The following is a 26,624-nucleotide window of genomic DNA, read 5'->3' as shown; positions in this document are numbered from 1 at the left end:
CTAAGGTACGGATTTTCCACGGTTTAACAAAAGAAATCCGATCAAAAATCGTTTGCCTCAGACCGTAATTAATGTTTTTTATTGTTTGTTCCAGAAGGTTTTTTCCAACAAAAAACAACCCGAAGCAAGTTAAATTTGCTTCGGGTTTGTTTGTTCTGTTGTTTTATCTTTTAGACTACTATCAGGCACCTTGTCCGTGACAATTTTTGAATTTTTTCCCGCTTCCGCAAGGGCATGGATCGTTTCGACCCACTTTCTTTTCCACGCGGACTGGCTCTAGTTTTCTTTGTTCAGGCTGTCTAGGTGAACCATTGGATGAGGGCCCCCCTTCAATTTCATCCTTTTGAGTACGGTATTTGCTGTAATCGGTTTTCTGTTCAGGGGCAGCCTGGCGAACGTTTTTAGGATCCTGAACGGGAATCTGGCCACGCATGAGGATAGAAACCGCCTTTGAATTGATGTCGTTGACCATTATTTTAAATAGACTAAACGATTCAAGCTTATAAATCAGTAGCGGGTCTTTTTGTTCGTAACTGGCGTTTTGAACCGAATGTCGTAATTCGTCCATTTCCCGGAGATGTTCCTTCCAGTCTTCGTCGATGGTGTGGAGTAAAATTGATTTTTCAAACGATTTGACCAGCGCTTTTGACCCCGATTCATACGCTTCTTTCAGGTTGGTAGCAATGTTGTATATTCTTTTTCCATCGGAAATGGGGATAAGGATGTTTTCATACATGGCACCCTGTTTTTCGTACACATCCTTGATAACCGGCTGGGCAATTTCTGCCAATCGATCCGTTTTGCGCTTGAATCCCGAAATAGCCTTTTGAACCACTTTTTCAACTTGCACGTCGATTTTCATCTCCTTCATCTCTTTTTCGGAGAAAGGAATCTCAACTGCCATTACACGGAAAAGGTCCAGTTTCATGTTTTCGAAATCGTCCTCGTTAGCCTCCACCACATTCTTGGCCGTCTCCGTTATCATGTTGGTAACATCAATCTCGATACGGTCGCCCATCAATGCATGACGGCGACGTTTATAGATCACTTCGCGTTGAGAATTCATCACGTCATCGTATTCCAACAACCGTTTACGAATACCAAAGTTGTTTTCCTCCACTTTTTTCTGGGCACGTTCCACCGATTTGTTCAACATGTCGTGCTCAAGCATATCGCCTTCCTTGAAGCCCATCCGGTCCATAAGCCCGGCAATCCGTTCGGTGGCAAACAAGCGCATCAGGTCATCTTCGAGAGATACGAAAAAAACCGAAGAGCCCGGATCTCCCTGACGGCCGGCACGGCCACGTAACTGACGGTCGACACGGCGACTTTCATGCCGTTCCGTACCTATAATAGCCAACCCTCCGGCATCTTTTACCTCCGGCGTAAGTTTAATATCGGTACCACGCCCCGCCATGTTGGTAGCAATGGTTACCATTCCACGCTGTCCGGCATTGGCAACAATTTCCGCTTCGCGTTGATGTAATTTGGCGTTCAACACGTTGTGTTTTATTTTTCGAAGTGTAAGCATCCTGCTTAACAGTTCGGAAATCTCTACTGAGGTTGTTCCCACCAGAACCGGGCGGCCTTTAGAAATGGTATTTTCTATTTCGTCGATTACCGCTGTATATTTCTCACGTTTGGTTTTATAGATGCGGTCGTTCATATCATTACGGACAATGGGCCGGTTGGTTGGAATCACCACCACGTCCAGCTTGTAAATGTCCCAAAATTCACCAGCCTCTGTTTCTGCTGTCCCGGTCATACCCGCAAGCTTGTTATACATCCTGAAGTAGTTTTGCAAGGTAATGGTGGCAAAGGTTTGCGTCGCAGCTTCCACTTTCACCCGTTCCTTTGCCTCAATAGCCTGATGCAACCCGTCAGAGTAACGGCGTCCTTCCATAATACGGCCTGTTTGTTCATCCACGATTTTCACTTTGTTGTCGATCACCACGTACTCGTCGTCTTTCTCGAACAGGGTGTAAGCTTTAAGAAGCTGGTTTATCGTATGAACACGTTCCGATTTTATCGCGTAATTCTGTAGGAGCTCATCTTTTTTAGCTGCTTTCTCTTCGTCGGACAACGGCAGGTTGTCCAGTTCGGCCAGTTGCGAGGCAATGTCGGGCAACACAAAAAAGTGCGGATCGTCCGACTTCCCCGTCAGCAGGTCGATGCCTTTATCGGTCAATTCGATGCTGTTCTGTTTCTCGTCAATCACGAAGTACAACGGGTCGGTAACGATATGCATGTTGCGCGACTGCTCCTGCATATAAAACTCTTCGGTCTTCAGCATGGCCGCTTTCACACCCTGTTCACTTAAAAATTTGATGAGCGGCTTGTATTTTGGCATACCTTTGTAGGAACGGAACAGCAATAGAGCGCCTTCCTCCTGTTCCTTTTTATCTTCCGAAGTCATTTTGGCTTTTGCATCAGCAAGCAACCGGGTAGTAAAATCACGCTGTGCTTTTACCACCTGCTCCACCCGTGGACGGAAAAGATCAAACAACTGATCATCCCCTTTCGGAACAGGCCCCGATATGATCAGGGGGGTACGTGCATCGTCAATCAACACGGAGTCAACCTCGTCCACAATGGCATAGTTGTGTATACGTTGTACCAGGTCTTTGGGAGAAACAGCCATGTTGTCGCGCAGGTAATCGAAACCGAACTCGTTATTCGTTCCAAAAGTGATGTCTGCTTCGTAAGCCTTGCGGCGGGCATCGGAGTTGGGTTCGTGCTTATCGATACAATCTACCGAAAGCCCGTGGAACATGTAAATAGGCCCCATCCACTCCGAGTCACGCTTCGACAGGTAATCGTTCACCGTAACCACATGCACTCCCCTGTGTGTAAGCGCATTGAGGAATACCGGCAGGGTGGCCACCAACGTTTTCCCTTCACCGGTTGCCATCTCGGCAATCTTGCCCTGGTGCAGCACCACCCCCCCAAACAGCTGCACATCGTAGTGCACCATGTCCCAGGTTATTTCATTGCCACCGGCAATCCAACGGTTCAGGAAGACAGCCTTATCGCCTTCGATACGAACGAAATCGTGCCTGGCCGCTAAATCGCGGTCAAAATCAGTGGCCGTGACCACAGTCTCCGGATTTTCCTTGAATCTTTTCGCGGTTTCCTTGACGATAGAGAACGCTTCGGGAAGAATTTCCAACAATATTTTCCCCAATTTCGATGTAACCTCTTTTTCAATCTTGTCGATTTCGTTCCATACCGACTCGCGCTTTTCCAATTCCACATCTTCGATGCCGGCTTTCAGTTCCATTATCCGGGCATTATCCGCGGCAATGTATTCTTCTATTTTCTTTTCGAGTTCTTTGGTTTTTGCACGTAACTCATCGTTTGAGAGCTTGGCTATTCCCGGATAAGCCTCCTTTATTAAATTTACAATGGGGTTTATCTCGTTCAGGTCCCTCTGTGCCTTATTACCAAATATTTTACTTATAAATGAATTGAATCCCATATTGTTTTGTATTGCGGGTTTCGGATTTCAGGTCCGACCTGTTGTACGGATTTATCCGGTCCCCTTAATTTTAATTGTTAATTGTTAACTTCTCTATTTAAAACAGTTCTTCCAAAATATTGGCTTGGGCAGCGTTGGGAGCACGAATCCGCAAGCGGTGTGAAACGCTGGGGGCGATCTCCGTTGCATCAATCACACGATTGATCCGCTGCGGTTTAATGTTGTTTCCGAAAAAGATGACCGGCGCATGAACGGCATTGTCTCTTACGCGGACGTTGTTGTTGAGGTCATTCTCAACCACTACCTTCCATCCGGGCTGTAATTCCAGGTAAAGATCACCCGATATTCCTTTGTAGAAACCATTTCTGTAATGTTGCACACGTTGATTGTAAGCACCGTGCAGCATCTGGTGAGAGGTAATGACATCCTGTATACCGGCCGACTGAACAAGAAATTCAGCCGCTTTTTGCTGAAATTCCACGAAGTTGATTTTCCGGTCTTCGATAAGTTTGCGATTGAAAAACAGCTGCTGGCTGTAATATTTACTGACCCATTGTTCGCGGCCGTAAATAGCCATGAGATACATGTTGAGCAATGCGATGCTCCTGTCGGGATAAAAATCACCTCCCGAAGTAACCATATCCGAAGGGTGGATCTCCTGCTCGTTGAAATATCCGGTGGAAACCACAAAGATCAGGGTGTTCTGCAGGCCTACAGCTGAATCAATAGCTTCGAGCAGTTTCTCTATTTCCTGATCCAGCCGGTAGTAAGTGTCTTGCACTTCAACGGAATAGTTTTTGTCGAGCGAATTTTCAAAATTGCCGGCATAGAAAGTCAACGCCAGGAAATCAGGATTTTGACGTTTTCCCAACGAGCTGGATTTTAGTACCTTCTCTGCAATTTCACGAACTTCCGTGTTAACATAAGGCGACTGTTTCAATAACCGAACGTGATTTTTTTTATCCACACCGAAGTAATGCTGGAAGTTATACAGGTTCTTGGTATAAGGAAACGCTTTGTAATTCGATATGTCGATAGCTGGGCGCCACGTGATGGAACCAATTTTCTTACTCAATGACTCCGGTGTACGGTTATGTTGATCCACGATGGGTTGCCGGGTTTTATAAAAAGCCGTCGTTGCCCAGTTTCCGGTCATGTCTTCAACCCAGTACGCACCACTGGCAGCGTGTCCTCCGGATGCCAATGCCTGTGAAGCGTGAGGCGCAAAAGCAAACACATCCGATTGTCCTCCGGAAGCGATTTTGAGTTCGTCGGCAAGGGTAGAAACCTTTACAGGTAATGGAGAATAACGTTCGGTAGTGAAATTTCCGGCATAATTGTTATCGGAAAAAGCAGGAATTTCCCGGTTTTCTTTCAGTATAAACCTGTTTTCTCCGGTAATTCCGTGGTAAGCGGGATTGGCACCCGTGAAAATGGTAGTGATGGTGGAAGCACGATCGAGGTGGGGAAAATCAAATTCCAGATCTGCATAAACCAACCCCCCATTCAGGAGCTTTTTAAATCCTTTTTCTCCGAAAGTATGTTGAAACATCTCCAGGTAATCGCCGCGTAATTGATCTATGGTGATCCCCACAACCAACTTGGGGACGATTGGTGTGTCCTGGGCACAAAGAGCGGTTACCGAAAAAAGAGCGACAAGAGAGGATAATATTTTATTCATTTGAGAGTATATCTTTCATTTAAGCTTGTTCTGTTGGCTTCTTTATGTGCGCAATCCAGTTCTTATTGTATCATGCAAAAACCGTGCTACGTTTTGATTCACATCATTGCCCCCAACCTGCCTTCATGTATTTCGACGAAACATACCGCTTATTAACCTTTCTCCTTTTCGTCTGCATAAATACATTCATTCCCGATCTGAGCCACATACTCATTGAAAAAAGAATGCCTGCCACCGGTAATTGTTGTGGCAGCAACCACCAGAAAAGCAGAAAGAGGGTTAGGGCTGCAAAGTTAATAAAATGATAGATATTTACCGCTTTTTTCACCGGCTTTGCCCAAAATAAAATGGCAGCGACAAGCGCAAAAATGTTTAGCCATACAAAATTCCAGTTAGGATTTGTAGCCGGATGCTCCGAAAAAAACATCAGGAGAAACAGGATACATCCTCCCAAGCCGTAAACAGCGAACAAAATCGTGTCATAAATTTGGGGCAACTGGGTTTTATTCCACTTTATGTATTGAATCACCGATACCAGCAAGGTTATAAAAAAAAGTGCGAATGCTGCTATTAACGGTGAAAATATAATCTGTTCGCTACCATTGTCCTCCTCATTTGAAACCAATACCGTAGTTGTACTTCTGATAAGGGGATAGCTAACAGAGTCGTTCTTAACAACGGTTGCCCCCTCAAATGAATTCATCAAATAAGAAGGAATAAACATTTTTGCACGAACATCAATAGGGGAATCGGCTCCCGCACCTATGACCAAATCAATACCGAATTTGTTCCACGGATAGGGTTGTAAACATTCGTGCAAGAGATCCCGATAGGTTTGTCCTTCCTTTGTGGGTGGGTATATAATCTTACCTCCGGCGAATTTCTCCACCATATCGCGCGGACGTGTGGCGCAGTTGTCGTAAAAATAATTATACCGATACCCCCTGTTTTCCGGCAAATGATTGAGGTACAAGGCCTCCCATAACTGTTGCTTTTCCGGTTGAGCTAAATTAAGCTCCTGTTCATAAACGGCCACCTTCTTGTAGGCATATTCGCTGATAAATCCTTCAAAAGATGTTGTTCCCAAGATATAATCGGTCTCCCCCCTTACGAAGTGATACATAAAATTGGGCTGGGTAGGGTCAAAAAAACCGTAATTGAATACAATATCCATGTCCGTGGAATCGTCCTGTACACGCAACGCCGTATGTCCGTAAAACGCATAAACTGCTCCCGACCATGGCCCGCAGGTCATCAGGCTTATTTTGGCACTGTCGCTCAATACTACCTGGGCATTTGCAAAAACCGACATCGTGATAAGAATCAGGGCAAAAAAATATTTTTTCATTATCGACTGAACTTATGTTGGAAATGCAAATTTACATATAAAAGTTTATTTTCACGGCTTTTCAATCAATGGAAAAACCACAGGACCTCCACCTACCTCTCGGTTTCTGACACAACCGATGCCTGAAAAATGGGATAATCCGCTATATTTTAACCTGTTTTTAAACCATACGTTCGGCATTTTTGGCTATATTTGTACGTCGTAAATCTAAAATTTTAAGCATGAACAAATTGGTTATTTTTCTTTTATTTTCATGGCTGACACTACCCTTGGATGCTCAGGACATTCAACTCTCCGCTCCGGATAAAAAAGGCGGAAAACCCCTAATGCAGGCGTTGAGTGAACGCAAATCCGCCCGTGAGTTTCAGGAAAAAGAACTGCCGGACGAGGTTCTATCCAATTTACTTTGGGCGGCCAACGGATTTAACCGCGAAGATAAGCGTACTGCCCCAACAGCCAACAACAGGCAGGAACTCGAACTTTACCTGGTGATGAAAAGCGGTATTTATTTTTACAATGCCCGGGAACATAGACTGGCGTTGGTAAAAAAAGGCGATTATAGGAAAAGTGCTGGTACACAAACCTATGTTGCCAACGCACCGGTGAATATCCTTTTTGTTTCCGATTCCGGAAAAGCATCGGGCAAAAACTATGCATACACCGATTGCGGCTTTGTTTCGCAAAATATTTATTTGTTCTGCGCCTCTGAAGGATTGGCAACGGTTGTACGCGGTTCGTACGACAAAAAGGTACTTGAAGAGCTCCTGCAATTACCGGCAAATCAGGAAGTGCTGCTCACACAAACGGTTGGCTATCCCAAATAGTTTGTCGGCTTCGCATTGTTCGTTAACAAAAACGGTGATTCTCTTTCGAAAACCACCGTTTTTTATTATTACCTGAAAAAGGATTTATTTTTTCTTACGATCTCCGTAACGGCTCATAAACTTGTCGACACGTCCGGCTGTATCCACCAATTTTTGTTTTCCGGTGTAAAACGGATGCGATGAACTGGTAATTTCAAGTTTCACCAAAGGATAAGTAACACCGTCAATCTCAATGGTTTCCTTGGCGTTTATAGTAGAACGTGAAATAAAAATTTCTTCGTTCGACATATCTTTGAAAACTACCGGGCGATAATTGCTTGGATGTATTTCTTTTTTCATTGTTATATGATTTGTTTTATTTTTGTTGCTTTGGATTTTCGGAATGCAAAGATATAACAATTCATTGAAATAGAAAAATTAAATAGAAATAATTTAGAAAAAATCGATTCCGATAGCTTAATTTTGTACGAAATTGGAAAGCTAAAAAGAAACAAGCATGTAAATCGGTTACACACAAATGAAAATAGAGATTATAACCGTTGGAGATGAAATCCTTATCGGGCAAATCATTGATACCAATTCCGCCTGGATGGCAGCAGAACTCACCCGGCAGGGATTTGAAACCGTGGCAATTACAACCGTCGGCGACCAGGAAGAAGATATGGCGAAAGCTATTGACACAGGCTTTTCCAGGGCGGATGTACTGTTGATGACGGGGGGAGTTGGACCCACCCGGGACGATATTACCAAGAAAACACTCTGCAACTACTTCCGTACCGAATTAATTTTCAACGAAAAAGTCTTTCGACAAATCAACCGTCTCTTTGCACACAAAAATTATCCGATGAATGAATTGACAAAGAACCAGGCTTTTGTTCCGAAAGGTTGTACTGTTATACAGAATAGAGTCGGAACAGCCCCCCTTCTTTGGTTTGAACAAAGAAGCCACATATTGGTTTCAATGCCAGGTGTTCCTTTCGAGATGAAAACAGCAGTAACCACTGAAATCATTCCCCGATTAAAAAAACGATTCCTATCGGTTGACTACCTGAAGTCTTCATTCCTCGTATCGGGAATCACGGAATCGTCATTGGCCATCCTGCTGGAAGACTTTGAAGCGACACTTCCAGGCAATTTCTCACTCGCCTATCTCCCCTCCTACGGATTGATCCGCTTACGACTGTCGGCCCGGGGCAAAGAGAACCTTCCGGAAATGAGGTTTCAAGAGAAAAAACTCAGGGAAGTGTTGTGCGATTTCCTTGTTGCTGATAGTGATGAACCGCTTGAAGCATTGCTGGGTGAAGCTTTGAGAAAAGAAAAGCTCACCCTCTCCACAGCCGAGAGTTGCACCGGAGGAAACATTGCCCACCGGATAACGCTTGTTCCGGGCGCGTCGGAGTATTACAAAGGTACGGTTGTATCGTACGACAACAGAGTTAAAATCTCCCTGCTGGAGGTTTCAAACCAAGCAATTGAAACGTACGGTGCCGTCAGCCGCGAAGTAGTGGAGCAAATGGCGCAGAATGTATCTGAAAAAATGAAGACCGACTGCTCCATAGCCGTTTCAGGTATTGCCGGCCCTGATGGAGGCACACCCGAAAAACCAGTGGGAACGGTATGGATTTGCACCCGGATGCATCGCGAAACGGTAACGAAAAAATATCAATTCGGTACTTCCCGCGAAGAAAACATAAACAGAACAACCAACATGGCTATCCTACAGATGATAAAAATGCTTGACAAATATAAAAACAAAAAAGATGCAACCTAAAACAGAAAAAATCACCGTAAAGTCTCTGGACGGCAACACGCTGAATTTAATGGATATTTATCGGGGAAAACCTCTGCTAATCTTGTTTTTCAACATCCATTGCCTGGGATGTGTGGGCAGGGCAATCCCCTTGGCCTACGACTACCTGCAGGAATTCAAAGACCTGAACGTAGTGGCCATCCACACCACTTTTGGGAAAGAGATGATCTCCAAAGACGACATCCTCAACTTATTTACAATGAAGGAGCTACCATTCCCTATCTATTTTGACATTGAAAAAACAAATTACGAAACGTTTGAATGCGAGGGCACACCCCATTGGATTCTGTTGGATAAAGAAGGCAACCCGACCCGGTCAATTTTCGGATCGCAGGATGGCTCCCAAACCCGCTTGATTTACGCACTCGAAGAATTAACACGAGAATCGGAATGAAAGAATTCTGGGACAACAAATATTCCACAAATGAATATGTTTACGGAGAAGAACCGAATGAATACTTCAAGTACGCAATAGATACTTTTCTACCGGCCGGAAGATTACTTCTACCGGCCGAAGGAGAAGGCCGGAATGCCGTGTATGCTGTCAAGAAAGGCTTGGAGGTAGTCGCGTTCGACCAAAGCAAAGAAGGAAAGAAGAAAGCCCTAAAACTGGCTGACAAAGCCGGTGTAAAAATTGATTATCGAGTAGGTGAACTTCCCGATCTTCCGTTGGAGGGAGAAATTTTCACCGCTGCCGCTCTTATTTATGCTCATTTTACCCCACAACTGCGTTTGGAGTATCACCGGTTGATCGGTAAACTTATCAAGCCCGAGGGTCTTATTATTGTGGAGGGATTCAGCCAACAGCACATCGAATATCAGAAAAAATATCCCAATATCGGTGGGCCACGAAATATCGGGATGTTGTATACCCTGGAGATGATCCGGAGTGATTTTGACGATTTTGAGCCCATCGAATCAAGTGAAGGAGAGGTGGAACTTTCCGAAGGAAGCAGCCACATAGGTACCGGTAACGTAATCCGGTTCATAGGAAGGAAAGTCAAGTGAAAACCTACTGAGTTGCCTGTGTCCGGAAAGGTTGTTTTAAGGTTTTTGCTTATAAACGATTTTTCTCCCCCTGATTTATACGTTTTAACCAAAATTTCCGTTATATTTACTGAATCGAGTATCGTTACAACTTTTTGAATTTATGATTGACTATATCAAAGGTGAAATCGCTGAGTTAACACCTGCTTCCATTACAATTGAATGCAATGGCATTGGCTATATGGCAAATATTTCCCTGAACACGTACACCGCACTCAACGGCAAACAATCGGCCAAGCTTTACATTTTTGAATCCATCCGCGAAGATGCACACGTGCTTTTTGGTTTTGCCGACAAACACGAACGCGAAATTTTTCTACACCTTATCAGCGTATCGGGTGTCGGCCCAAGCACAGGACGAATGATTTTGTCGTCACTCAGTTCCCGTGAACTGGAAGCGGTTATTGCTTCTGAAAACGCGACTGTACTCCAGTCTGTAAAGGGTATCGGTGCAAAAACCGCACAACGCATCATCATCGATCTGAAGGATAAGATCAAGTATACGGAAGAGGGTTCAACGGTGAAAATACCGGCTGCCTTGTTTATCTCGGGAGCGGCCCTGGAGGCTGTTTCTGCACTGGTGATGCTAGGATTTACCAAACAAGCTTCGGAAAAGGCAGTGGCAAAAATAGCGAAAGAATCACCGTCACTATCGGTAGAGGCCATTATTAAAGAGGCGTTGAAACGGATGTAAAATGAGTTGTGAGTTATGTTATCTATCCACTCACTGGATAATTGAAAAGAACAGCATTATATAACCTCTTTCTCATTGTTCTGCTTGCTGTAAGCAGAATACAACCTGTTGTTGCTCAGCAAGACACCACCAAATCAAGGTTTCCGGTGCAGAAAACGACCGTTGAAACGGTGGAAGACCTAACTAAAAAATTACCTGCCGATCTCCAAACACCCTCGAACATAAGAACGGAAGTGTTTTATGATTACAAAACCAACCGGTATGTTTTCCAAAACAAAGTCGGCGATAAGGTAACAGGAATTCCATTTACCATGACGCCTGCGGAGTACATGGAATATACGTTGAAAGAATCGAACGACAAGTATTTCAAAAATAGAAATGCCATCAGGAAAGAGGACAAACCTGCAGGCAAGGAGCCGTTACCGTTTTTCAACCTACGTCGGAGCAACACGCTGCTGGAAGACGTTTTCGGGCCTGGCGGAATCCAGTTGACCACTCAGGGATCGATAGAACTCAGCAGCGGGTTAATAAGAAACGTAATCGACAACCCCACCCTCCCCGAGCGCTCCCGAAAGCGAACCCGGTTCGATCTCGATCCACAAATTCAGCTTAACGTCAATGCCAAAGTCGGCAACAAGATTAATTTCGGACTGAATTACGATACCGATGCTGCGTTCAATTTCGATGCCAGACGTGTAAAACTCGCTTATCAGGGTGATGAAGACGAAATCATCAAAAACATGGAAGCCGGAAACGTGAGTATGACCACCGAAAACTCGCTTATCAACGGCGGAACAGCTCTTTTCGGTATCAAATCAGACCTACAGTTCGGCAAATTGCGCGTAAGCACTGTTTTGTCGCAACAGGAGTCGGAATCCAGGACCATCAGTTCTCGCGGTGCCGTTCAAACCACACCTTTCGAAATTAATGCCGATCAGTACGACGAAAACCGTCATTTCTTTTTAAGTCATTACTTCAGGGACAATTACGACAAAGCACTGGCAAAATTGCCTTACGTCCAATCGGCGGTCTCGATAACCCGGTTAGAAGTATGGGTGACCAACAAACGAAGCAGCTATGACCAGGCACGGGACATACTGGCTTTAGCTGATCTGGGGGAGCACAGCTCCATTCATAATCCCCTGTGGTCGTCTACCGGTACAGAAACTGTGCCGCATAACGATGCCAATACGATGTACCGCCAGCTGATCTCCACTTACGTTGCCGCACGCGATATCAGCCAAACCGCGGCAGTCCTTCCTTCAACCGTGATTATGGGCCGCGATTACGAGAAAATTGAAAGCGCACGGCTGCTCACTCCTTCCGAATATACTTTCCAGCCGCAATTGGGTTATGTTTCGTTGCGTACACCGTTGCAGGCCGATGAAGTACTAGCTGTTGCCTACGAATACATCTACAACGGAAAAGCTTATCAGGTGGGGGAATTTTCATCCAACCAAAACGTTGGTGCCCTTTTTCTGAAGCTCTTGAAGTCTGTCTCCCTTTCTCCGCAAGCCTATACCTGGGATTTGATGATGAAAAATATCTATTCACTGGGATATAATGCGTACAACATACAGAAAGACCGGTTTAAGCTCAGCATCACTTACCAGAGCGACACCACCGGCGTTTACCTGAATTATATTCCCGAAGGCGATATCCGCGATCACCTATTGCTGAGCGTGATGAATCTGGACAACCTGAATTCAGCTAACGACCCTCATCCTGACGGTATTTTTGACTTTCTGGACGGTTACACCGTTATGGCCGATAACGGACGGATCATCTTTCCTGTAGTGGAACCTTTCGGTTCACACTTGCGAAAAATGATCGCTGACGATGCCGTTGCTGAAAAATACGTTTTTCAACAACTTTATGACTCCACACTGACCGTTGCCCGGCAGTTTGCAGAGAAAAATAAATTCAGGATTTCGGGCGAATACCGGGGCAGTTCGGGCGCGGAACTCAACCTGAATGCCACGAACATTACGCGCGGATCCGTGCGGGTCACAGCTAACGGCGTAGCGTTAATCGAGGGCACCGACTATACGGTGGATTATATTTCCGGGACGGTAACTATCATCAACCAGGCGATCCTGGATGCGGGAACACCTGTGACCGTGACACTCGAAAATCAATCGGTGTTCAACATGCAGCGTAAAACAATGATGGGAGTTGACCTGGCGTACAACTTCTCGAAAGATTTCAGGGTTGGAGCTACCGTTATGCACTATTACGAAAAACCCCTTACCGTGAAAACCGTTTTTGGCGAAGAATCTGTAAAAAACACTCTTTGGGGCCTGAATACCTCGTTTAGGAAACAATCGTATGCGCTAACCCGCCTGCTCGATATACTGCCCTTCGTGGACGCCTCCGCCCCATCCCAACTGACAGCCAACCTGGAATTTGCCCACATGATTCCCGGACATTATCGCAACAAGTACACAGGCGGATATTCTTACCTGGACGATTTTGAAACATCTACCTCAAGAATCGACTTACGGTCACCCTACGGTTGGTCGCTGGCATCAACACCATTCAACGATACCTCCACCGGGCTGTTTCCCGAAGCGGCATTAACCAACAATATCGATTACGGAAAAAACCGGGCGCACATGGCGTGGTTCTATATTGACGGGCTGTTTACACACCGGAACTCCTCACTCACCCCCGCACACATAAAAAACGACAAGGAGCAGCTTTCCAATCACCTGGTACGCGAAATCTACGAACGTGAGATTTTTCCCGACAAGGAAGCCGTTTACGGCGATCCCCCTACACTTCCGGTGATGAACATCTCTTTTTACCCCGACGAACGCGGCCCATACAACCTCGACACCAGCATCGATCCCGAAGGAAAATTACTTAACCCGGAAAAGCGGTGGGGAGGAATCACCCGAAAAATGGACATTCGCGATTTTGAAGCGGCCAACATCGAATATATCGAATTCTGGCTGATGGACCCGTTTGTGAACGATAAAACGGGAGCTGACCGTGGCGGCGATTTGTATTTTAACCTGGGTGAAATTTCGGAAGACGTGCTGAAAGACGGAAAAAAGTTTTTTGAAAACGGATTACCTGTTAACGGTGATGCGAGTACCTCCGGTACCAGTATTTGGGGAAAATACCCCCTGCGCCAGTCCACCGTCTATGCTTTCGATAATTCGCAGGGAGACGAATCACGCCGTGTACAGGACGTGGGTCTGAACGGATTAAGCACGGAAGAAGAAAAAGCGTTTCCTACCTACGCCGCCTATTTGGATGAAATTATTCCTAAACTTTCGGAAGAGGTATTGCCAAGAATGCGGGCAGACAGACATTCATTACTCAACGACCCTTCAGGAGACAATTTCAGGCATTACAGGGGACAAGAACAGGACCGGGCGCAACTGAGCATTCTGGACCGTTATAAATACTACAACGGGACCGAAGGAAATTCTCTCGCACCCGATGAAACACAGCCCTACTCCACCGCATCGCGCACAACACCCGATGTGGAAGATATTGACAACGATAATACGCTGAATGAGAACGAGTCGTATTACCAGTATAAAGTGAAGCTTCGTCCCGGAAACATGACAGTGGGTAGCAACTATATCGTTGATAAACGAGAAGCAAACGTTTCGTTGCGCAACGGAAAAACGGGAAAAGTGAACTGGTATCAATTTAAGATTCCCCTACGTGATTACCAGTCCCGGGTAGGTAATATGAGGGGATTCAACAACATCCGGTTTATGAGAATGTTTCTTACCGGTTTCGGACAACCTGTATTTCTTCGGTTTGCCACGCTGGAACTCGTGCGCAGTGAATGGCGGACATACACTCAAAGCCTTCAATCAGGCGGAACCGTAGCGGGACCGGGTAAGCTGGAAGTCTCAACCGTAAGCATCGAAGAGAACGGAGACCGTACTCCCGTGAATTACGTTTTACCTCCGGGTGTGACACGTATCCTCGATCCTAGCCAGCCGCAACTTCGTCAACAAAACGAGCAAGCCATCGCATTGAAAGTGAAGGATCTCGATCCGGGCGACTCACGCGCCATTTACAAAAACACCGAGTACGACCTGCGTCGCTACAAACGCCTCCAGATGTTCATACATGCCGAAGAAACGGCAGACGGCAGCAGCGATCTGCAAGACGACGAGATGAGTATTTTTTTACGTATCGGTTCTGATTACCGGAACAATTATTACGAGTACGAAATTCCACTTAAATTAACTCCTGCAGGACGCTACAGTTCGAACATCCCCGATCACCAGGAAACGGTATGGAAACCCGGGAACAAGTTCGATTTTCCGCTTGAACTGCTGACAAGCCTGAAACTGAAACGCAATGCGGAAAAACGTCGTGGAAGCGGTGTGACCTACCTTACTCCTTATTCCGAAGCAGATCCCCAAAAGCCGGAGAACAGGTTAACCGTTGTGGGAAATCCGTCACTTGCCGAAGTGAAAGTGATAATGATCGGCGTTAGAAATAACTCCGTCAGCGCCAAGTCTTCCGAAGTGTGGGCAAACGAACTCCGATTAAGCGAGTTCGACGAGAAAGGAGGTTGGGCGGTACAGGGGAACGTTAATCTCGCGTTATCGGATATCGGGTCGTTAACGGTTTCGGGAAGAAAGGAGACAGTGGGCTTCGGTACACTTGACCAAAGCTTGCTGGAAAGACGGAACGACGATTATTCATCAATAAATGTCGCCATGAATATGGAACTGGGACGATTCCTACCTGAGCCGTTAAAGATATCGGCTCCCCTCTACTATTCCTATTCCAATCAAACTACCGCACCACAATATGATCCGCTCAACCGGGATATTTTGCTTTCGGAATCGTTAAAAAACACGCGAAACAAACAAGAACGGGATTCGGTTATTCGCCTGGCTGTCACACAAACACTAAACAAAAGTTTGATTCTGAACAATATAAAAATGAATATAAAGAGTAAGAATCCGATGCCGTACGACCCAACGAATTTCAGTTTCGGATATTCCTACAGCGAGAACCATTTTCAAAGCCCCGATACCGAATACAACAACAGCATCCATCAGCGCTTGCAGGCGAATTACGGTTACACTCCACTTGTGAAACCGTTTGAACCTTTTAAAAATTTCAGTTTCAACTACCTCCCCAACAATATCCAGATCAGTTCCCAACTGATGCGAAACTACCAGGAAACGCAGCTACGCGATCTGAACGCACACATGTCGGGATTTTCACAGTCGCAACGGCAGTATTTAACGTTCAGCCAATTCTTCACTTGGGACAGGGATTTTTCGATTACCTGGGACCTGACCCGAAACCTGAAGACCTCGTTCCGTTCGGGCACCATTGCTGAAATAGAAGAACCTTATCTGCAGGTAAACAAAAAACTTAACCGCGACGACTATGAGCTTTGGAAAGATTCTGTCATTCAGAGTATTCAGAACCTGGGAAAGCCACTCAATTACGAACAAACGGCAGATATAAGCTACACACTTCCGTTTGCGCAAATTCCTGTTCTGGACTGGATGAGTGTAAGCACAGCATACAATTCGCGTTACCGGTGGGAACGAGGTGCGTTTATCCGCGATGAAAATATCGGAAACATTTTGCAAAACGACCTGTCGCTCACCGTAAACGGACGGCTGAACCTGGTACAGCTGTACAACAAAATAGGGTTTCTGCGAAAAACCGGACAACGCTTTGATGCAGACGTTGCCCAATACCTGGCACGCAGCCTGATGATGGTGCGCAGTGTGAACGTAAATTTCGGGTACAGGTCCAGGACAGATATTCCGGGTTTTGATCCTATGGTCGGTGATTTTTTCGGACAAAGCCACACGCCTGCGGGACTGATCCCCGGGCTGGGCTTTGCTTTTGGATTTGATGGAGGTGAACGTTTTCTGGAAAAGTCTGATGCCAACAACTGGTTAGTTAAAAACGCAGACAATATCTCGCCGGCTCTATACCAACAAACACATAACGTGCGTATGGAGGCCACACTTGAACCGCTCCGCGGCCTGAAAATTGATTTAAATGCGCTGTATGAAAATAGCCGCCGTACGGAAATCCAATATATGTTCGACGGAATGCCCAAAATTTACGGCGGAAGTTTTGCGATAAGTACATTAGCCTTGGCTTCGGCTTTTGAGAACTCCAAGGCTAGAAATGATTACGCCTCGCCATCGTTCGACCGGTTCCTGGCAAACCGGGAAGTCGTCGCCGGCAGGGTACGCAGCCGGTACCAAAACTCCACCTACCCCAATCGGGGGTTTATTGCTGAAACGGCATTTCAAAACCAGCCCTTTAGTCCGGAAAACGGCGACGTGAACCTCCATTCGGCAGATGTGCTGATACCCTCTTTCCTGGCCGCCTACACGGGACGGGATGCTCAAAAAATCGGATTGACCGCTTTTCCTGACCTGCTATCGCTACTGCCCAACTGGGACATTTCGTACAACGTTTTACAAATGCTGCCTGCGCTCCGGGCAAACTTCAAATCGCTGCTGCTTACGCACAAATATGTGTCGCAGTATCGTGTAGGAGCGTTCTCCTCGTTCCTCAGCTGGGTACCCCTGGATGATACGTCCGATTTGGGATATGTCCGCGATGTGCTTACCGGTTCGCCTGTTCCGTCGTCACCATACGACATCTCCGCGGTAAACCTGATCGAAACTTTTAGTCCGCTTATCGAGGCACGGGGGGTACTCGATAACAACATGACCTTCAATTTCCGCATTAACCACACGCGTTCGCTCAACCTGAACATCGCATCTTACCAAGTCGTGGAAACGAACGACAACGATATGGTTTTCGGGTTAGGTTACCGACTACCCGATTTTAACCGCATTATCGGCTTTGGCTCTAACTCGGTAAAAGCCGGTCGCAGGCAAACACGTGTTAACCGCGCACAAGCAACGCAAACAGAGAACGCCGATAACCTGCCGGAATTCAACAACGACCTGAACATCCGGGTAGATGTGTCGCACAAAATCACACAGGCCCTTATCCGTAAGATCGAAGACCGGTTTACCCAAGCCACCAGCGGATTAAAAACCACCGCCATCCGCTTTTCTGCGGACTATGCGTTGAGCCGGTCACTCACGCTCCGTGCATTCTTCGATAAAACCATTCATGTGCCGTTGGTCTCCTCAGCAGCATACCCCACAGCCAACACAAGTGCAGGAATGAGCCTGCGGCTGAATTTGAACCGGTAGCGGGTACTTTTAGGGCTCGTATTCCCCGCTCATCACCTCTTTTACGGCTTTTAAATAGCCAAATCCATTCTGCATATCAGGCAGGAGATAGCTCCCCTCCACCCATTCATTCCAGGCATTTATGGTAATGAGTTTCGTTTGTTCAGGATGACTATCAGCATACTTCTTAGCTTGATACAACAAAGCTGCGAAGCTTTCGGGGGTGTTGTGGTAATGAACCACATCCTTCATGCCTTTCGCTGGAAAACGCGGCGTATCATCCCAGCCAACAGATACACATGGGAATAACGGTACGTTCAATGTGGAATCCATTTGAGTCCGTATTTTTCTTGAATTGTCGCCGTATACCAAATAATCTTCGTTGAGTCCTCCCATGTTATACATGGCAACACTGTTGAACCCCATCTCCTCTACTTTGTTTGAAAATTTTTCAGCCGACTCTTTCGACATGAGGGAGCCTCCCCCCTGGTTCCATTGAATATGCAGGTCCGGGAATCCCGCTTTTTTAACTTCCTCCCGGAAATAATCCAGTGCTTCCCGTGTTCTCTTCGCATCTCCTCCGAAGCTCTCCATCAGCTTGTCAATACTGAAAATAGAGAAAACGGGCTTGCCGTCAATCTTAAAATAATTCGGTTGCTTGAAATATTGATTGATCACCCGGTCAACGATAATCTTAAAATTATTTTCATCAACAACAGCGTTCCACAAAACCGACGTATCGTCCTTATATTTGTGAACATTCCAATAATTGCGCTTTACATCGTGATTGGCCCACATGATATAAAACTGCATCTTCGAGTTATTTTTTGCTTTCAGGAATCCATCGTTCAGCGCACTTTCCAGAAATGGCCCCTCGTCATACCAGTACCAGTCATACACAAAGACATTGACTCCATGTTCCACTGCCAGGTCAATCCATTTCTCAACCACCTTAGGGTCGTTATCCATCTCATAACCCCACAACGGAAGCCTCGGCTGGTAATGGCCTTCAAATCGTGGGTTTCCTTTCTTGATCACCTCCCATTCCCCGGTTCCTTCGGGCCACAACATATCACCGAAACGCTCGTCGTGATGGCACGATGGCCAAATGTAGGCTGCAACGTAATACTCTGAATTATTGCTGCTTTCCTTAACCGTGTTTTTTTTATCGGTACATGAAGTTACTGCCATACAGCATGCCATCCATACGGACAACTTTAAAAAAAAATTTACATTAATTTTGAAAACCATAATATTTGAGTTAAAAAATATTTTTGCAATTATAGTAAAAACTATTGAGAATCCTCCTAACAATTCTCTAATAGCCGAAATTCTTCAAATCGACCAATTCCGTGTTTTCACATTTCATGATGCGTCCGGGAAAAGCCTGGACAATGGAATAATTGTGGGTCGACATAATAACAGCAGTGCCCCCACTGGAAATCTGTTGCAGTAAGTCTACAATCTGGCTGCCGGTTTCGGGATCCAGATTTCCTGTAGGTTCATCGGCAAGGATCAGCAATGGCGAATTGAGCAACGCCCGGGCAATTACCACACGTTGCTGTTCGCCACCTGAAAGTTCGTGCGGCATTTTGTAGGTTTTGTTTTGCATTCCAACCTGAGTCAATACCTCAATAATACGGTCCTTAATAATTATTTTGTCTTTCCAACCCGTCGCCCGGAGCACAAACTCCAGGTTCTTTTCTACCGTACGGTCGATGAGAAGCTGAAAATCCTGGAAAACGATACCGATCTTTCTACGCAGGTAAGGGATCTGTTTTCTTTTCAAGGCTTGCAAGTGGTAATCGAAGACACGGGCATCGCCGGACTCAATCGGAATTTCAGCATACATACTCTTCAGTAATGTACTTTTCCCCGACCCTACTTTACCGATAATGTATAAAAAATCACCCCGGTTGACCTCCAGGTTCACATCACGTAAAATTATATTTTCCTCTCTGTTGAGTTGTACTCCGGTATATTTTATCAAAAAATCGTCACTCATTATTTTAAAAATTGAATAATAAACGGATATCTCCAGTATTCGCCGTTATTGGCTTTAACAGCAGCCAAAATAACAAAAACCAGGTAAACAATACCCAGAACGACGAGCAACGGAATACCGATAATTGTAATAGCTAGTACCGCACTGTAAATGAGATAGCTGATCGTAAAATTCAATATATTTTTTCCGTGAAGATCCACGTTGGCGTTGATATCCTTATTGATAACCCACATGAGTACGGGCGCCACAAACCCAGCTAACGGTATCAGCAAACCCAGCAATTGGGAAACATGCATCAACATGAGGTAAGTGTTTTCTTCCAGTCCGAAAAGAGGCTTACTGCCCGACGATGTCGACGACGAAGTTGTTTCATTCAATATCTTCGCTTTTTCACGTTGGTATTCTTCTTCGGTGATGCTTCCTTTTTCACGAAGTTGGTCCAGAATTTTTAAATCTTCGTATTTCATGATCTTTTTTGTGTTATGTAGTACATTTAATCTTAACTCATAGCTCTCAGCAACTTGTCAATCAAGGAAACCATTTCGTTGAATTCCTCTTCTTCAAACAACCGGGTAAGCATAACGATCTTACCCTCCCTGTCAATAATGATATTGCGCGTGATGCCGGCATCTTTTTCGGCGTACAACCCGAAGATTCCCGCATCCGGATCCATTCCAATGGGATAGGTAACACCGGTTGCCTCGCGCAGCACCTGAATTTTTTCTGCCGGTTCCTCCCGGTCAATACCATACAACGCAAACTGGGGATTGTCTTTGTGTTTTTGCCATATCTCTTTCTCGATGTGCGGCATTTCTTTCCGACAAACCCCGCACCAACTGGCGGTAAATTGCAGCATCACCACTCTCCCGCGCAAATCGGATAGTTTTATTTTTTTACCGTCGGGCAAAGCCATCTCAAAATCGGGAGCAGGGTCTCCTACTTTTACCCGGTATTGGCGGTCAAGGGTATCCTGAACCTGAACGGTATTTTGTTTTTGCGTATTAACATCGTTCTTTTTCACGGAAGGGTTACACGATACCAACGCCAGGACAAATAAAAAAATGAAAGATAATCCTTTAAGCATATGATTTTAACGGTTTTCAAAAATAAATCTTTTACGCTAAACGCTTTGTTCTTCGTTTACACTTCACAAAGATAGTTTTTTTTCCTGTTTCCGATTTTTTTTGTATAAAAATAAAGCGATAAGCCAAGCGGTAAGGGAACCCAGGAGGTCGGCCAAAAAATCGGCCAGTTCTGCACTGCGCGAGCTAAAGAAGTACTTCTGCATCAGTTCAATAGCTGCTCCGTATATAACAGGTAAAATAAATCCCCAGAAAACCCAGCGGCTCATTCTGGGACGACCGTTATGCAAGCGATAATAATCAAACAAGGAGACGGCCGACAATACAAAAAACATTCCGAAGTGAGCTATCTTGTCCCAAGCTATAATTTGTGGAAGTTGAGGGACATCATCAGAACTAATCAAGCAGGTTACGGTGAAAATCAGGAATCCAACAAAAACGGGAAGAAGAATATGACGGAGATAATTATTCATATAGGAACATCGTTTTGCAAAAAACGTCTCAAAGATAATTTAAAAACATGACTCCACGCTCAATTTTAAAAACATATAACTAAAACAATCCCTTAAATTCCTGAAAAATTCGTTTCTTTGTCAGCTAAATACAAAAAACAACATACAAAACGATCATTTTCGGATTTCTTTAAATATGAAAAAAATTTCTTTTCTTCTATTAATCGTATTAATCGCAACAACCGTTAAAGCCCAAACCACGCAAACCGATAAAAATCAACGGTATTTCGATATCAACAAAAGCATCGATATTTTCAACTCCGTGATCAGGGAATTGGATATGTTCTACGTGGACAGCGTAAAGGTAGACAGTTTGATCAACGGAACCATCCGCACCATGCTGGCCCGGATGGATCCCTATACGGAGTACTATGCCGAAGAGAATATCGGTGATCTTCAATTTATGACTACAGGCGAATATGGCGGCATAGGGTCAATCATTTCCTACAACAACAACCGGGTGATTATCAACGAACCCTACAAAGGACTTGCGGCCGATAAAGCAGGCCTAAAGGCAGGCGATGCCATTCTGGAAATTGACGGAGCGGATATGGTAAAAGCATCCGTAAAAGAGGTCAGCGATAAGTTAAAAGGAACTCCCGGAACAACGTTGAAACTGAAAATTCAACGTCCCGGAGAAAACAAATCCCGCGAGATAACCCTTGTTCGCGAAAAAATAGAAATCGACCCCATCACCTATTCTGCCGTTTTGGATGATGCCGTGGGATATTTGCATTATTCCGGCTTTACCAACGGCAGCTCGAACCGGGTTAAGGAAACGATCCTGGATCTGAAGAAAAAAGGCGCTGAATCTCTGGTTATTGACCTGCGCGGAAACGGTGGAGGTATTTTGGATGAAGCCGTCAACGTTGTCAACTTCTTCGTGCAGAAAGGGCTTGAGATTGTTTCCACAAGAGGCAAGGTAAAACAATGGGACAGATCGTATCACACTCAAAACCAACCGATCGATACACTTATGCCGATTGTTGTGCTTATCGATACCGGCTCGGCTTCTGCCTCTGAAATTGTTGCCGGCTCACTTCAGGATTTGGACCGGGCTGTTATTATCGGCAATCGCTCCTTCGGAAAAGGCTTGGTGCAGACACCACGTGATTTACCTTACGGTGGAAACATCAAAATCACTACATCGAAGTATTACATTCCAAGCGGACGTTGTATTCAGGCCCTGGATTATTCGCACCGCAATCCCGATGGTTCCGTAGCACGTGTTCCGGATAGTTTGACGCATGTTTTCAAAACTAAAAGCGGTCGTGAAGTGCGTGATGGCGGCGGTATCACCCCTGACTACGTCATTCTCCAGGAAAAAAGCGGCACGATCGGTTATTATTTACTTACCGAAAACATTATTTTCGACTACGTCACCGATTGGGCCCTAAAACATCCGTCCGTTGCACCTCCCGCCAATTTTCATCTTTCCGACGCTGATTACGAACTGTTTAAACAGTTTGTAAAAAGCAAGGATTTTCAGTACGACCAAATGAGCAACCGCTCGTTACAGTCGTTAAAAAACATCATGGAGTTCGAGGGATATTTCAACACAGCTTCGGAAGAATTCAAGGCACTGGAAGAAAAATTGCAACCCAACCTCGATCGTGACCTGGAACTTTTCAGTAAAGAGATCAGGCAGATGATCGAAACCGAGATTGTTCAGCGGTACTATTACAAAGAAGGTGTACTGATGTATAAGCTGAAGGATGATGCGGCACTGAAGAAGGCCAAAGAAGTGCTGAAAGACAAACAACTTTACGCTCGCACGCTCCAGCCGCAACCCGTAACCGGACCTCAATAACCCACTTGCCGTGCGTTTCACTGCTTCAACTTTATTTCTGTTCCTTGCCTTTTCACTTTCACAAGCCCAGGAGAAACAGGTAAGGTTGATTTTTGCCGGAGACGCTATGCAACACCTGCCGCAAATACGTGCAGCACAAACCCCTGACGGATACAATTACGATTCCTGTTTTTATTTGCTGAAGGAGAAAATAGTGTCTGCAGACATCGCTTGTGTGAATTTCGAGACCACATTAGCTGGAAAACCTTATTCGGGATATCCACAATTTAGTGCTCCCGACGAGTTTGCTTCCGGATTGAAAGATGCGGGATTTGATATTTTCTTTCTGGCCAACAACCACGTCGTTGATAAAGGGCGCAGGGGAGTTGAGCGCACACTCGGCGTGCTGGATTCCATCGGGATAAAACATACAGGAGTATTCCGTTCGAAAGACTTCCGGGCATTGAACTACCCTCTTATGGTTATTAAAAACGGTATCCGGATTGCTTTCCTGAACTACACGTACGACACCAACGGACTCCCGGTTACTGCGCCCCATATGGTGAACGTCATCGATACGCTGCAAATGAAAAGCGATTTAAGGCTCACGCAACTTTATAACCCCGATATCGTTATCGCCAATATGCATTGGGGCGATGAATACATAACCCGTCCGAATGCCGAACAGAAAAGGCTGGCCAGTTTTCTTTTCAGGAACGGTGTCAGAATCATTATCGGCAATCATCCGCACGTAGTACAACCGTTGGCTAAGAATAAAACAAACAACGAGATTGAGACCGTTGTTTATTATTCGCTCGGTAATTTCGTCTCCAACCAGCAAAAAATAAATACCGACGGCGGGGCAATGGCTGAGATAGTTATCCATATGGCGGATGATAACAGTCCGGTGAAGATAAAATCGTGCAGTTACTCGTTGATCTGGGTGAGAAAACATACCGAGAACGGGAAGTTGAAATATACGCTTATTCCGGTAGAGGAACACAAAAAAAAGGCAATTCCGGAGCTAACCCCGGAAGAATGGCAAAAAATGAATATCTTTGCAACCAAGGCCGATCAACTAATTGGATCGTTTTAAGCTATGCCAACATGGGAGTTTGTTTTTCGCCTGCTGGCGGCAGTTGCTGCCGGTGGCGCCGTGGGACTTGAACGTCAAATCAATAATAAAAGTGCGGGATTCCGTACCAATACCCTGGTATCGGTAGGTGCCTGTATTTACGTGCTGATCAATGTAATTTTAACCGAAAACGGCGGAGACCCTACCCGGATAATCGGCCAGATCGTAACGGGAATCGGCTTTCTGGGAGCGGGTGTGATCCTGCACAGGGGTATCAATGTCCAGGGCCTCACCACTGCGGCTACGATATGGTGCAGCGCCGCCCTGGGCTCCCTTGCCGGATTGGGTTTGTATGTGGAGCTGTTGATTTCCGCCCTGTTGATTATCCTGGTCAATACGGCCTTCAAGAAAGCGGACAAATGGTTTATGGGAGAGAAGAAAAAGAAAGCCGGAAATAACAACGATCATTCATTCGAATAGAAATCAACGGACAAGCATTACCGTGATTCCCGTACAGGATTTTTGCTTCTTACAATAATCACTCAACGTTTTTTCATCAATCACCACGTTGTTTTTCGCACTCGATGCGTGGATAAACGTCAGTTTACCGTCCTTTTTGTAGGCAAACCCCGTGTGTGTGGTGTCCAACCCTTTGATGGAGGTGGTAAAGGCAATCATCGCCATATGTGGAATATCTACTTTCGCTGACTCTAACTTTTCTTTAGGGAGGTAGTAAAATCCTCCCCTGGCGTTTATCTCGCCTTCAATATTCCTTATTCTTTCGAGCATTTGATCGTCTGTTTCCAACAAACGGTAAGCAGTGCGGTGCGTGGTCATAAAATCGATGGTTTTCGTTTCAGATATTCCACCCAACCGTAGGCTTGCTTCCGATAAAATTTTCTTTTTCACGTTATCGTAAATCCAGTCAGAAGTGTAATGCAGCCGGGAATCGTAACCATCGACAACACCATTTCTATACCTGATTCGTTTTAGTTGCGAAGCAAAATTGTCAAACGAAAGATCGTCCGAAACAACTGTGTTAGCAAGGGCAATAACTGTTTCCACAAAAGTCACACAATCGAATTCCCGTAAATTTATCACCAGTCTTTCGGTATCGTTTTTATCCAAAGTCCCGGCAACATAAGGCGCATTGAGAAAAAATTCCGCTGTCTGTTGCAAAATCAGTTCTTTTGATTTTGACCGGATAGGGTCTATGTGTTTTCTGTAATGCTCGAAAATAATTTTGTCCTGCGGTTCCCAATCGATGGATTGGGTAAAGGAGACCTGAACATCAAAAAAAAAGGAGAAAAATAAGAAAAAATGAATGGGTTTAGGCAACATTTGAAGATTTGTTGAAGTTTACATTTACCAATCTATGGGGGAAATACCGTGAGCCCGTAAATACGTGTTTGTTTTACTAAAATGCTTGTTTCCAAAGAATCCCCGATGTGCAGATAATGGCGAAGGGTGCGGGGATTTCAACACAAGATGTCTGTTCGTATCAACAACGGAACCTTTACGCTGTGCATAGGCTCCCCAAAGGAGGAAAACCAGATTTTCACGTTCGTTGGCGAGGTGATAAATAGCGGAATCGGTAAATTCTTCCCATCCTTTGTGTTGGTGTGAGCCGGCCTGATGGGCACGGACAGTTAGCGTTGCATTCAATAAAAGAACCCCCTGTCTGCTCCATCTTTCCAAGTTTCCCGATGCCGGAACGGGGTTTCCTAAATCGTTGTGAATCTCTTTGTATATATTGACCAGCGATGGAGGAATTTGTACTCCATCGTTCACTGAAAAACACAATCCATGAGCCTGTCCGGGTTCGTGATACGGATCTTGACCCACAATAACCACCTTTACCTGCTCAAAAGGGCATTGGTCAAAAGCGTTAAAAATCAGCTTTGCCGGCGGATAAACGGCTCGTGTGGAATACTCCTGCCGTACGAAATCAGTCAGGGTTTTAAAATAAGGTTTTTCAAACTCTTCACTCAGTCGTTGTTTCCAGCTCTCTTCTATTTTTACAGTCATAACGGTTTATAAAGCTAGACTATTGCTTGCTAAGGCATGACTCATGCAGGCTTAAGCATTGTCTGTTCGCATAGCCTGA

General features: G+C 45.3%; 20 protein-coding genes. 9 read left to right on the top strand and 11 right to left on the bottom strand.

The window, feature by feature from the left end:
* Positions 1-181: 181 nt before the first annotated feature.
* The 3 genes from secA to AACM02_RS09075 all read right to left on the bottom strand — a co-directional run bounded on the left by secA (position 182) and on the right by AACM02_RS09075 (position 6,507).
* Positions 182-3,478, bottom strand: a complete 3,297-nt coding sequence (gene secA / locus AACM02_RS09085) for a preprotein translocase subunit SecA (RefSeq protein WP_339116759.1) — start codon at positions 3,476-3,478, stop codon at positions 182-184.
* Between the two features lie 97 nt (positions 3,479-3,575).
* On the bottom strand, positions 3,576-5,159 hold the full coding sequence (locus AACM02_RS09080; protein WP_339116758.1) for an alkaline phosphatase family protein: 1,584 nt from the start codon (positions 5,157-5,159) through the stop codon (positions 3,576-3,578).
* Positions 5,160-5,262: 103 nt separating this feature from the next.
* Positions 5,263-6,507 carry a DUF4105 domain-containing protein gene (locus tag AACM02_RS09075; RefSeq protein ID WP_339116757.1) on the bottom strand — a complete coding sequence of 415 codons (1,245 nt, stop codon included), beginning with the start codon at positions 6,505-6,507 and terminating at the stop codon, positions 5,263-5,265.
* 221 nt (positions 6,508-6,728) lie between these two features.
* Between AACM02_RS09075 and AACM02_RS09070 the strand changes: the two genes are divergently transcribed.
* A complete protein-coding gene (locus AACM02_RS09070; protein ID WP_214063695.1) occupies positions 6,729-7,331 on the top strand; it encodes a SagB/ThcOx family dehydrogenase in 603 nt (200 codons plus the stop codon).
* A gap of 84 nt (positions 7,332-7,415) precedes the next feature.
* Here AACM02_RS09070 and AACM02_RS09065 read toward each other — a convergent pair whose 3' ends face one another.
* Entirely contained in the window at positions 7,416-7,670 is a 255-nt protein-coding gene (locus AACM02_RS09065; protein ID WP_214025247.1) for a type B 50S ribosomal protein L31, read from the bottom strand.
* Positions 7,671-7,848: 178 nt separating this feature from the next.
* On the opposite strand from AACM02_RS09065, the gene AACM02_RS09060 reads away from it, so the two are divergent.
* The 5 genes from AACM02_RS09060 to sprA all read left to right on the top strand — a co-directional run bounded on the left by AACM02_RS09060 (position 7,849) and on the right by sprA (position 18,075).
* Positions 7,849-9,102 carry a CinA family nicotinamide mononucleotide deamidase-related protein gene (locus AACM02_RS09060; protein WP_339116756.1) on the top strand — a complete coding sequence of 418 codons (1,254 nt, stop codon included), beginning with the start codon at positions 7,849-7,851 and terminating at the stop codon, positions 9,100-9,102.
* Positions 9,092-9,535: a TlpA disulfide reductase family protein gene (locus tag AACM02_RS09055; protein WP_214063697.1), complete on the top strand. Its 444-nt coding sequence runs from the start codon at positions 9,092-9,094 to the stop codon at positions 9,533-9,535. Before AACM02_RS09060 ends, AACM02_RS09055 begins: the two co-directional genes overlap by 11 nt.
* Entirely contained in the window at positions 9,532-10,149 is a 618-nt protein-coding gene (locus AACM02_RS09050; protein ID WP_339116755.1) for a methyltransferase domain-containing protein, read from the top strand. The genes AACM02_RS09055 and AACM02_RS09050 overlap by 4 nt, the downstream gene beginning before the upstream one ends.
* A gap of 142 nt (positions 10,150-10,291) precedes the next feature.
* The gene (ruvA, locus tag AACM02_RS09045; RefSeq protein WP_339116754.1) at positions 10,292-10,882 is read left to right on the top strand and encodes a Holliday junction branch migration protein RuvA; all 591 of its coding nucleotides are present in this window, start codon (positions 10,292-10,294) and stop codon (positions 10,880-10,882) included.
* A gap of 41 nt (positions 10,883-10,923) precedes the next feature.
* Positions 10,924-18,075, top strand: a complete 7,152-nt coding sequence (gene sprA, locus AACM02_RS09040) for a cell surface protein SprA (RefSeq protein WP_339116753.1) — start codon at positions 10,924-10,926, stop codon at positions 18,073-18,075.
* 9 nt (positions 18,076-18,084) lie between these two features.
* Here sprA and AACM02_RS09035 read toward each other — a convergent pair whose 3' ends face one another.
* The 5 genes from AACM02_RS09035 to AACM02_RS09015 form a co-directional block, all read right to left on the bottom strand.
* Complete coding sequence (locus tag AACM02_RS09035) at positions 18,085-19,245, bottom strand: glycoside hydrolase family 99-like domain-containing protein (protein ID WP_339116752.1); 1,161 nt, start codon at positions 19,243-19,245, stop codon at positions 18,085-18,087.
* Between the two features lie 127 nt (positions 19,246-19,372).
* A complete protein-coding gene (locus AACM02_RS09030; protein ID WP_339116751.1) occupies positions 19,373-20,059 on the bottom strand; it encodes an ATP-binding cassette domain-containing protein in 687 nt (228 codons plus the stop codon).
* Positions 20,059-20,526, bottom strand: a complete 468-nt coding sequence (locus AACM02_RS09025; RefSeq protein ID WP_339116750.1) for a DUF4870 domain-containing protein — start codon at positions 20,524-20,526, stop codon at positions 20,059-20,061. The genes AACM02_RS09030 and AACM02_RS09025 overlap by 1 nt, the downstream gene beginning before the upstream one ends.
* Before the next feature lie 32 nt (positions 20,527-20,558).
* Positions 20,559-21,143: a TlpA disulfide reductase family protein gene (locus AACM02_RS09020; RefSeq protein WP_339116749.1), complete on the bottom strand. Its 585-nt coding sequence runs from the start codon at positions 21,141-21,143 to the stop codon at positions 20,559-20,561.
* Positions 21,144-21,206: 63 nt separating this feature from the next.
* Complete coding sequence (locus tag AACM02_RS09015; protein ID WP_339116748.1) at positions 21,207-21,614, bottom strand: VanZ family protein; 408 nt, start codon at positions 21,612-21,614, stop codon at positions 21,207-21,209.
* Between the two features lie 175 nt (positions 21,615-21,789).
* On the opposite strand from AACM02_RS09015, the gene AACM02_RS09010 reads away from it, so the two are divergent.
* The 3 genes from AACM02_RS09010 to AACM02_RS09000 are packed head-to-tail and all read left to right on the top strand — an operon-like array spanning position 21,790 to position 24,997.
* Positions 21,790-23,463: a S41 family peptidase gene (locus tag AACM02_RS09010; protein ID WP_339116747.1), complete on the top strand. Its 1,674-nt coding sequence runs from the start codon at positions 21,790-21,792 to the stop codon at positions 23,461-23,463.
* 10 nt (positions 23,464-23,473) lie between these two features.
* Positions 23,474-24,538: a CapA family protein gene (locus AACM02_RS09005; RefSeq protein WP_339116746.1), complete on the top strand. Its 1,065-nt coding sequence runs from the start codon at positions 23,474-23,476 to the stop codon at positions 24,536-24,538.
* Between the two features lie 3 nt (positions 24,539-24,541).
* Positions 24,542-24,997 (top strand): MgtC/SapB family protein, encoded by a 456-nt coding sequence (locus AACM02_RS09000; protein ID WP_339116745.1) that lies wholly within the window; start codon positions 24,542-24,544, stop codon positions 24,995-24,997.
* A 3-nt stretch (positions 24,998-25,000) separates the two neighbouring features.
* Here the strand turns inward: AACM02_RS09000 and AACM02_RS08995 are convergent, their stop codons facing one another.
* Both AACM02_RS08995 and ung read right to left on the bottom strand, forming a co-directional pair.
* Positions 25,001-25,858, bottom strand: a complete 858-nt coding sequence (locus AACM02_RS08995; protein WP_339116744.1) for an N-acetylmuramoyl-L-alanine amidase-like domain-containing protein — start codon at positions 25,856-25,858, stop codon at positions 25,001-25,003.
* 24 nt (positions 25,859-25,882) lie between these two features.
* Positions 25,883-26,545, bottom strand: a complete 663-nt coding sequence (gene ung / locus AACM02_RS08990; protein ID WP_339116743.1) for a uracil-DNA glycosylase — start codon at positions 26,543-26,545, stop codon at positions 25,883-25,885.
* Positions 26,546-26,624 lie beyond the last annotated feature (79 nt).

The sequence above is a fragment of the Petrimonas sp. genome (assembly GCF_963921705.1).
GTDB classification, from domain to species: domain Bacteria; phylum Bacteroidota; class Bacteroidia; order Bacteroidales; family Dysgonomonadaceae; genus Petrimonas; species Petrimonas sulfuriphila.
The sequence above is the reverse complement of the archived record's forward strand: the minus strand, read 5'-3'. Positions and strand labels throughout refer to the sequence as shown.

Bases quoted from the DNA above. Each gene is read 5' to 3' on its own strand.
- AACM02_RS08995 (WP_339116744.1), bottom strand. From the start codon at position 25,858: ATGTTGCCTAAACCCATTCATTTTTTCTTATTTTTCTCCTTTTTTTTT.
- AACM02_RS09060 (WP_339116756.1), top strand. From the start codon at position 7,849: ATGAAAATAGAGATTATAACCGTTGGAGATGAAATCCTTATCGGGCAA.
- ung (WP_339116743.1), bottom strand. From the start codon at position 26,545: ATGACTGTAAAAATAGAAGAGAGCTGGAAACAACGACTGAGTGAAGAG.
- ruvA (WP_339116754.1), top strand. From the start codon at position 10,292: ATGATTGACTATATCAAAGGTGAAATCGCTGAGTTAACACCTGCTTCC.
- AACM02_RS09035 (WP_339116752.1), bottom strand. From the start codon at position 19,245: ATGGCAGTAACTTCATGTACCGATAAAAAAAACACGGTTAAGGAAAGC.
- AACM02_RS09000 (WP_339116745.1), top strand. From the start codon at position 24,542: ATGCCAACATGGGAGTTTGTTTTTCGCCTGCTGGCGGCAGTTGCTGCC.
- AACM02_RS09065 (WP_214025247.1), bottom strand. From the start codon at position 7,670: ATGAAAAAAGAAATACATCCAAGCAATTATCGCCCGGTAGTTTTCAAA.
- AACM02_RS09020 (WP_339116749.1), bottom strand. From the start codon at position 21,143: ATGCTTAAAGGATTATCTTTCATTTTTTTATTTGTCCTGGCGTTGGTA.
- secA (WP_339116759.1), bottom strand. From the start codon at position 3,478: ATGGGATTCAATTCATTTATAAGTAAAATATTTGGTAATAAGGCACAG.
- AACM02_RS09075 (WP_339116757.1), bottom strand. From the start codon at position 6,507: ATGAAAAAATATTTTTTTGCCCTGATTCTTATCACGATGTCGGTTTTT.
- AACM02_RS09025 (WP_339116750.1), bottom strand. From the start codon at position 20,526: ATGAAATACGAAGATTTAAAAATTCTGGACCAACTTCGTGAAAAAGGA.
- AACM02_RS09015 (WP_339116748.1), bottom strand. From the start codon at position 21,614: ATGAATAATTATCTCCGTCATATTCTTCTTCCCGTTTTTGTTGGATTC.
- AACM02_RS09080 (WP_339116758.1), bottom strand. From the start codon at position 5,159: ATGAATAAAATATTATCCTCTCTTGTCGCTCTTTTTTCGGTAACCGCT.
- AACM02_RS09010 (WP_339116747.1), top strand. From the start codon at position 21,790: ATGAAAAAAATTTCTTTTCTTCTATTAATCGTATTAATCGCAACAACC.
- AACM02_RS09055 (WP_214063697.1), top strand. From the start codon at position 9,092: ATGCAACCTAAAACAGAAAAAATCACCGTAAAGTCTCTGGACGGCAAC.
- AACM02_RS09070 (WP_214063695.1), top strand. From the start codon at position 6,729: ATGAACAAATTGGTTATTTTTCTTTTATTTTCATGGCTGACACTACCC.
- AACM02_RS09050 (WP_339116755.1), top strand. From the start codon at position 9,532: ATGAAAGAATTCTGGGACAACAAATATTCCACAAATGAATATGTTTAC.
- AACM02_RS09030 (WP_339116751.1), bottom strand. From the start codon at position 20,059: ATGAGTGACGATTTTTTGATAAAATATACCGGAGTACAACTCAACAGA.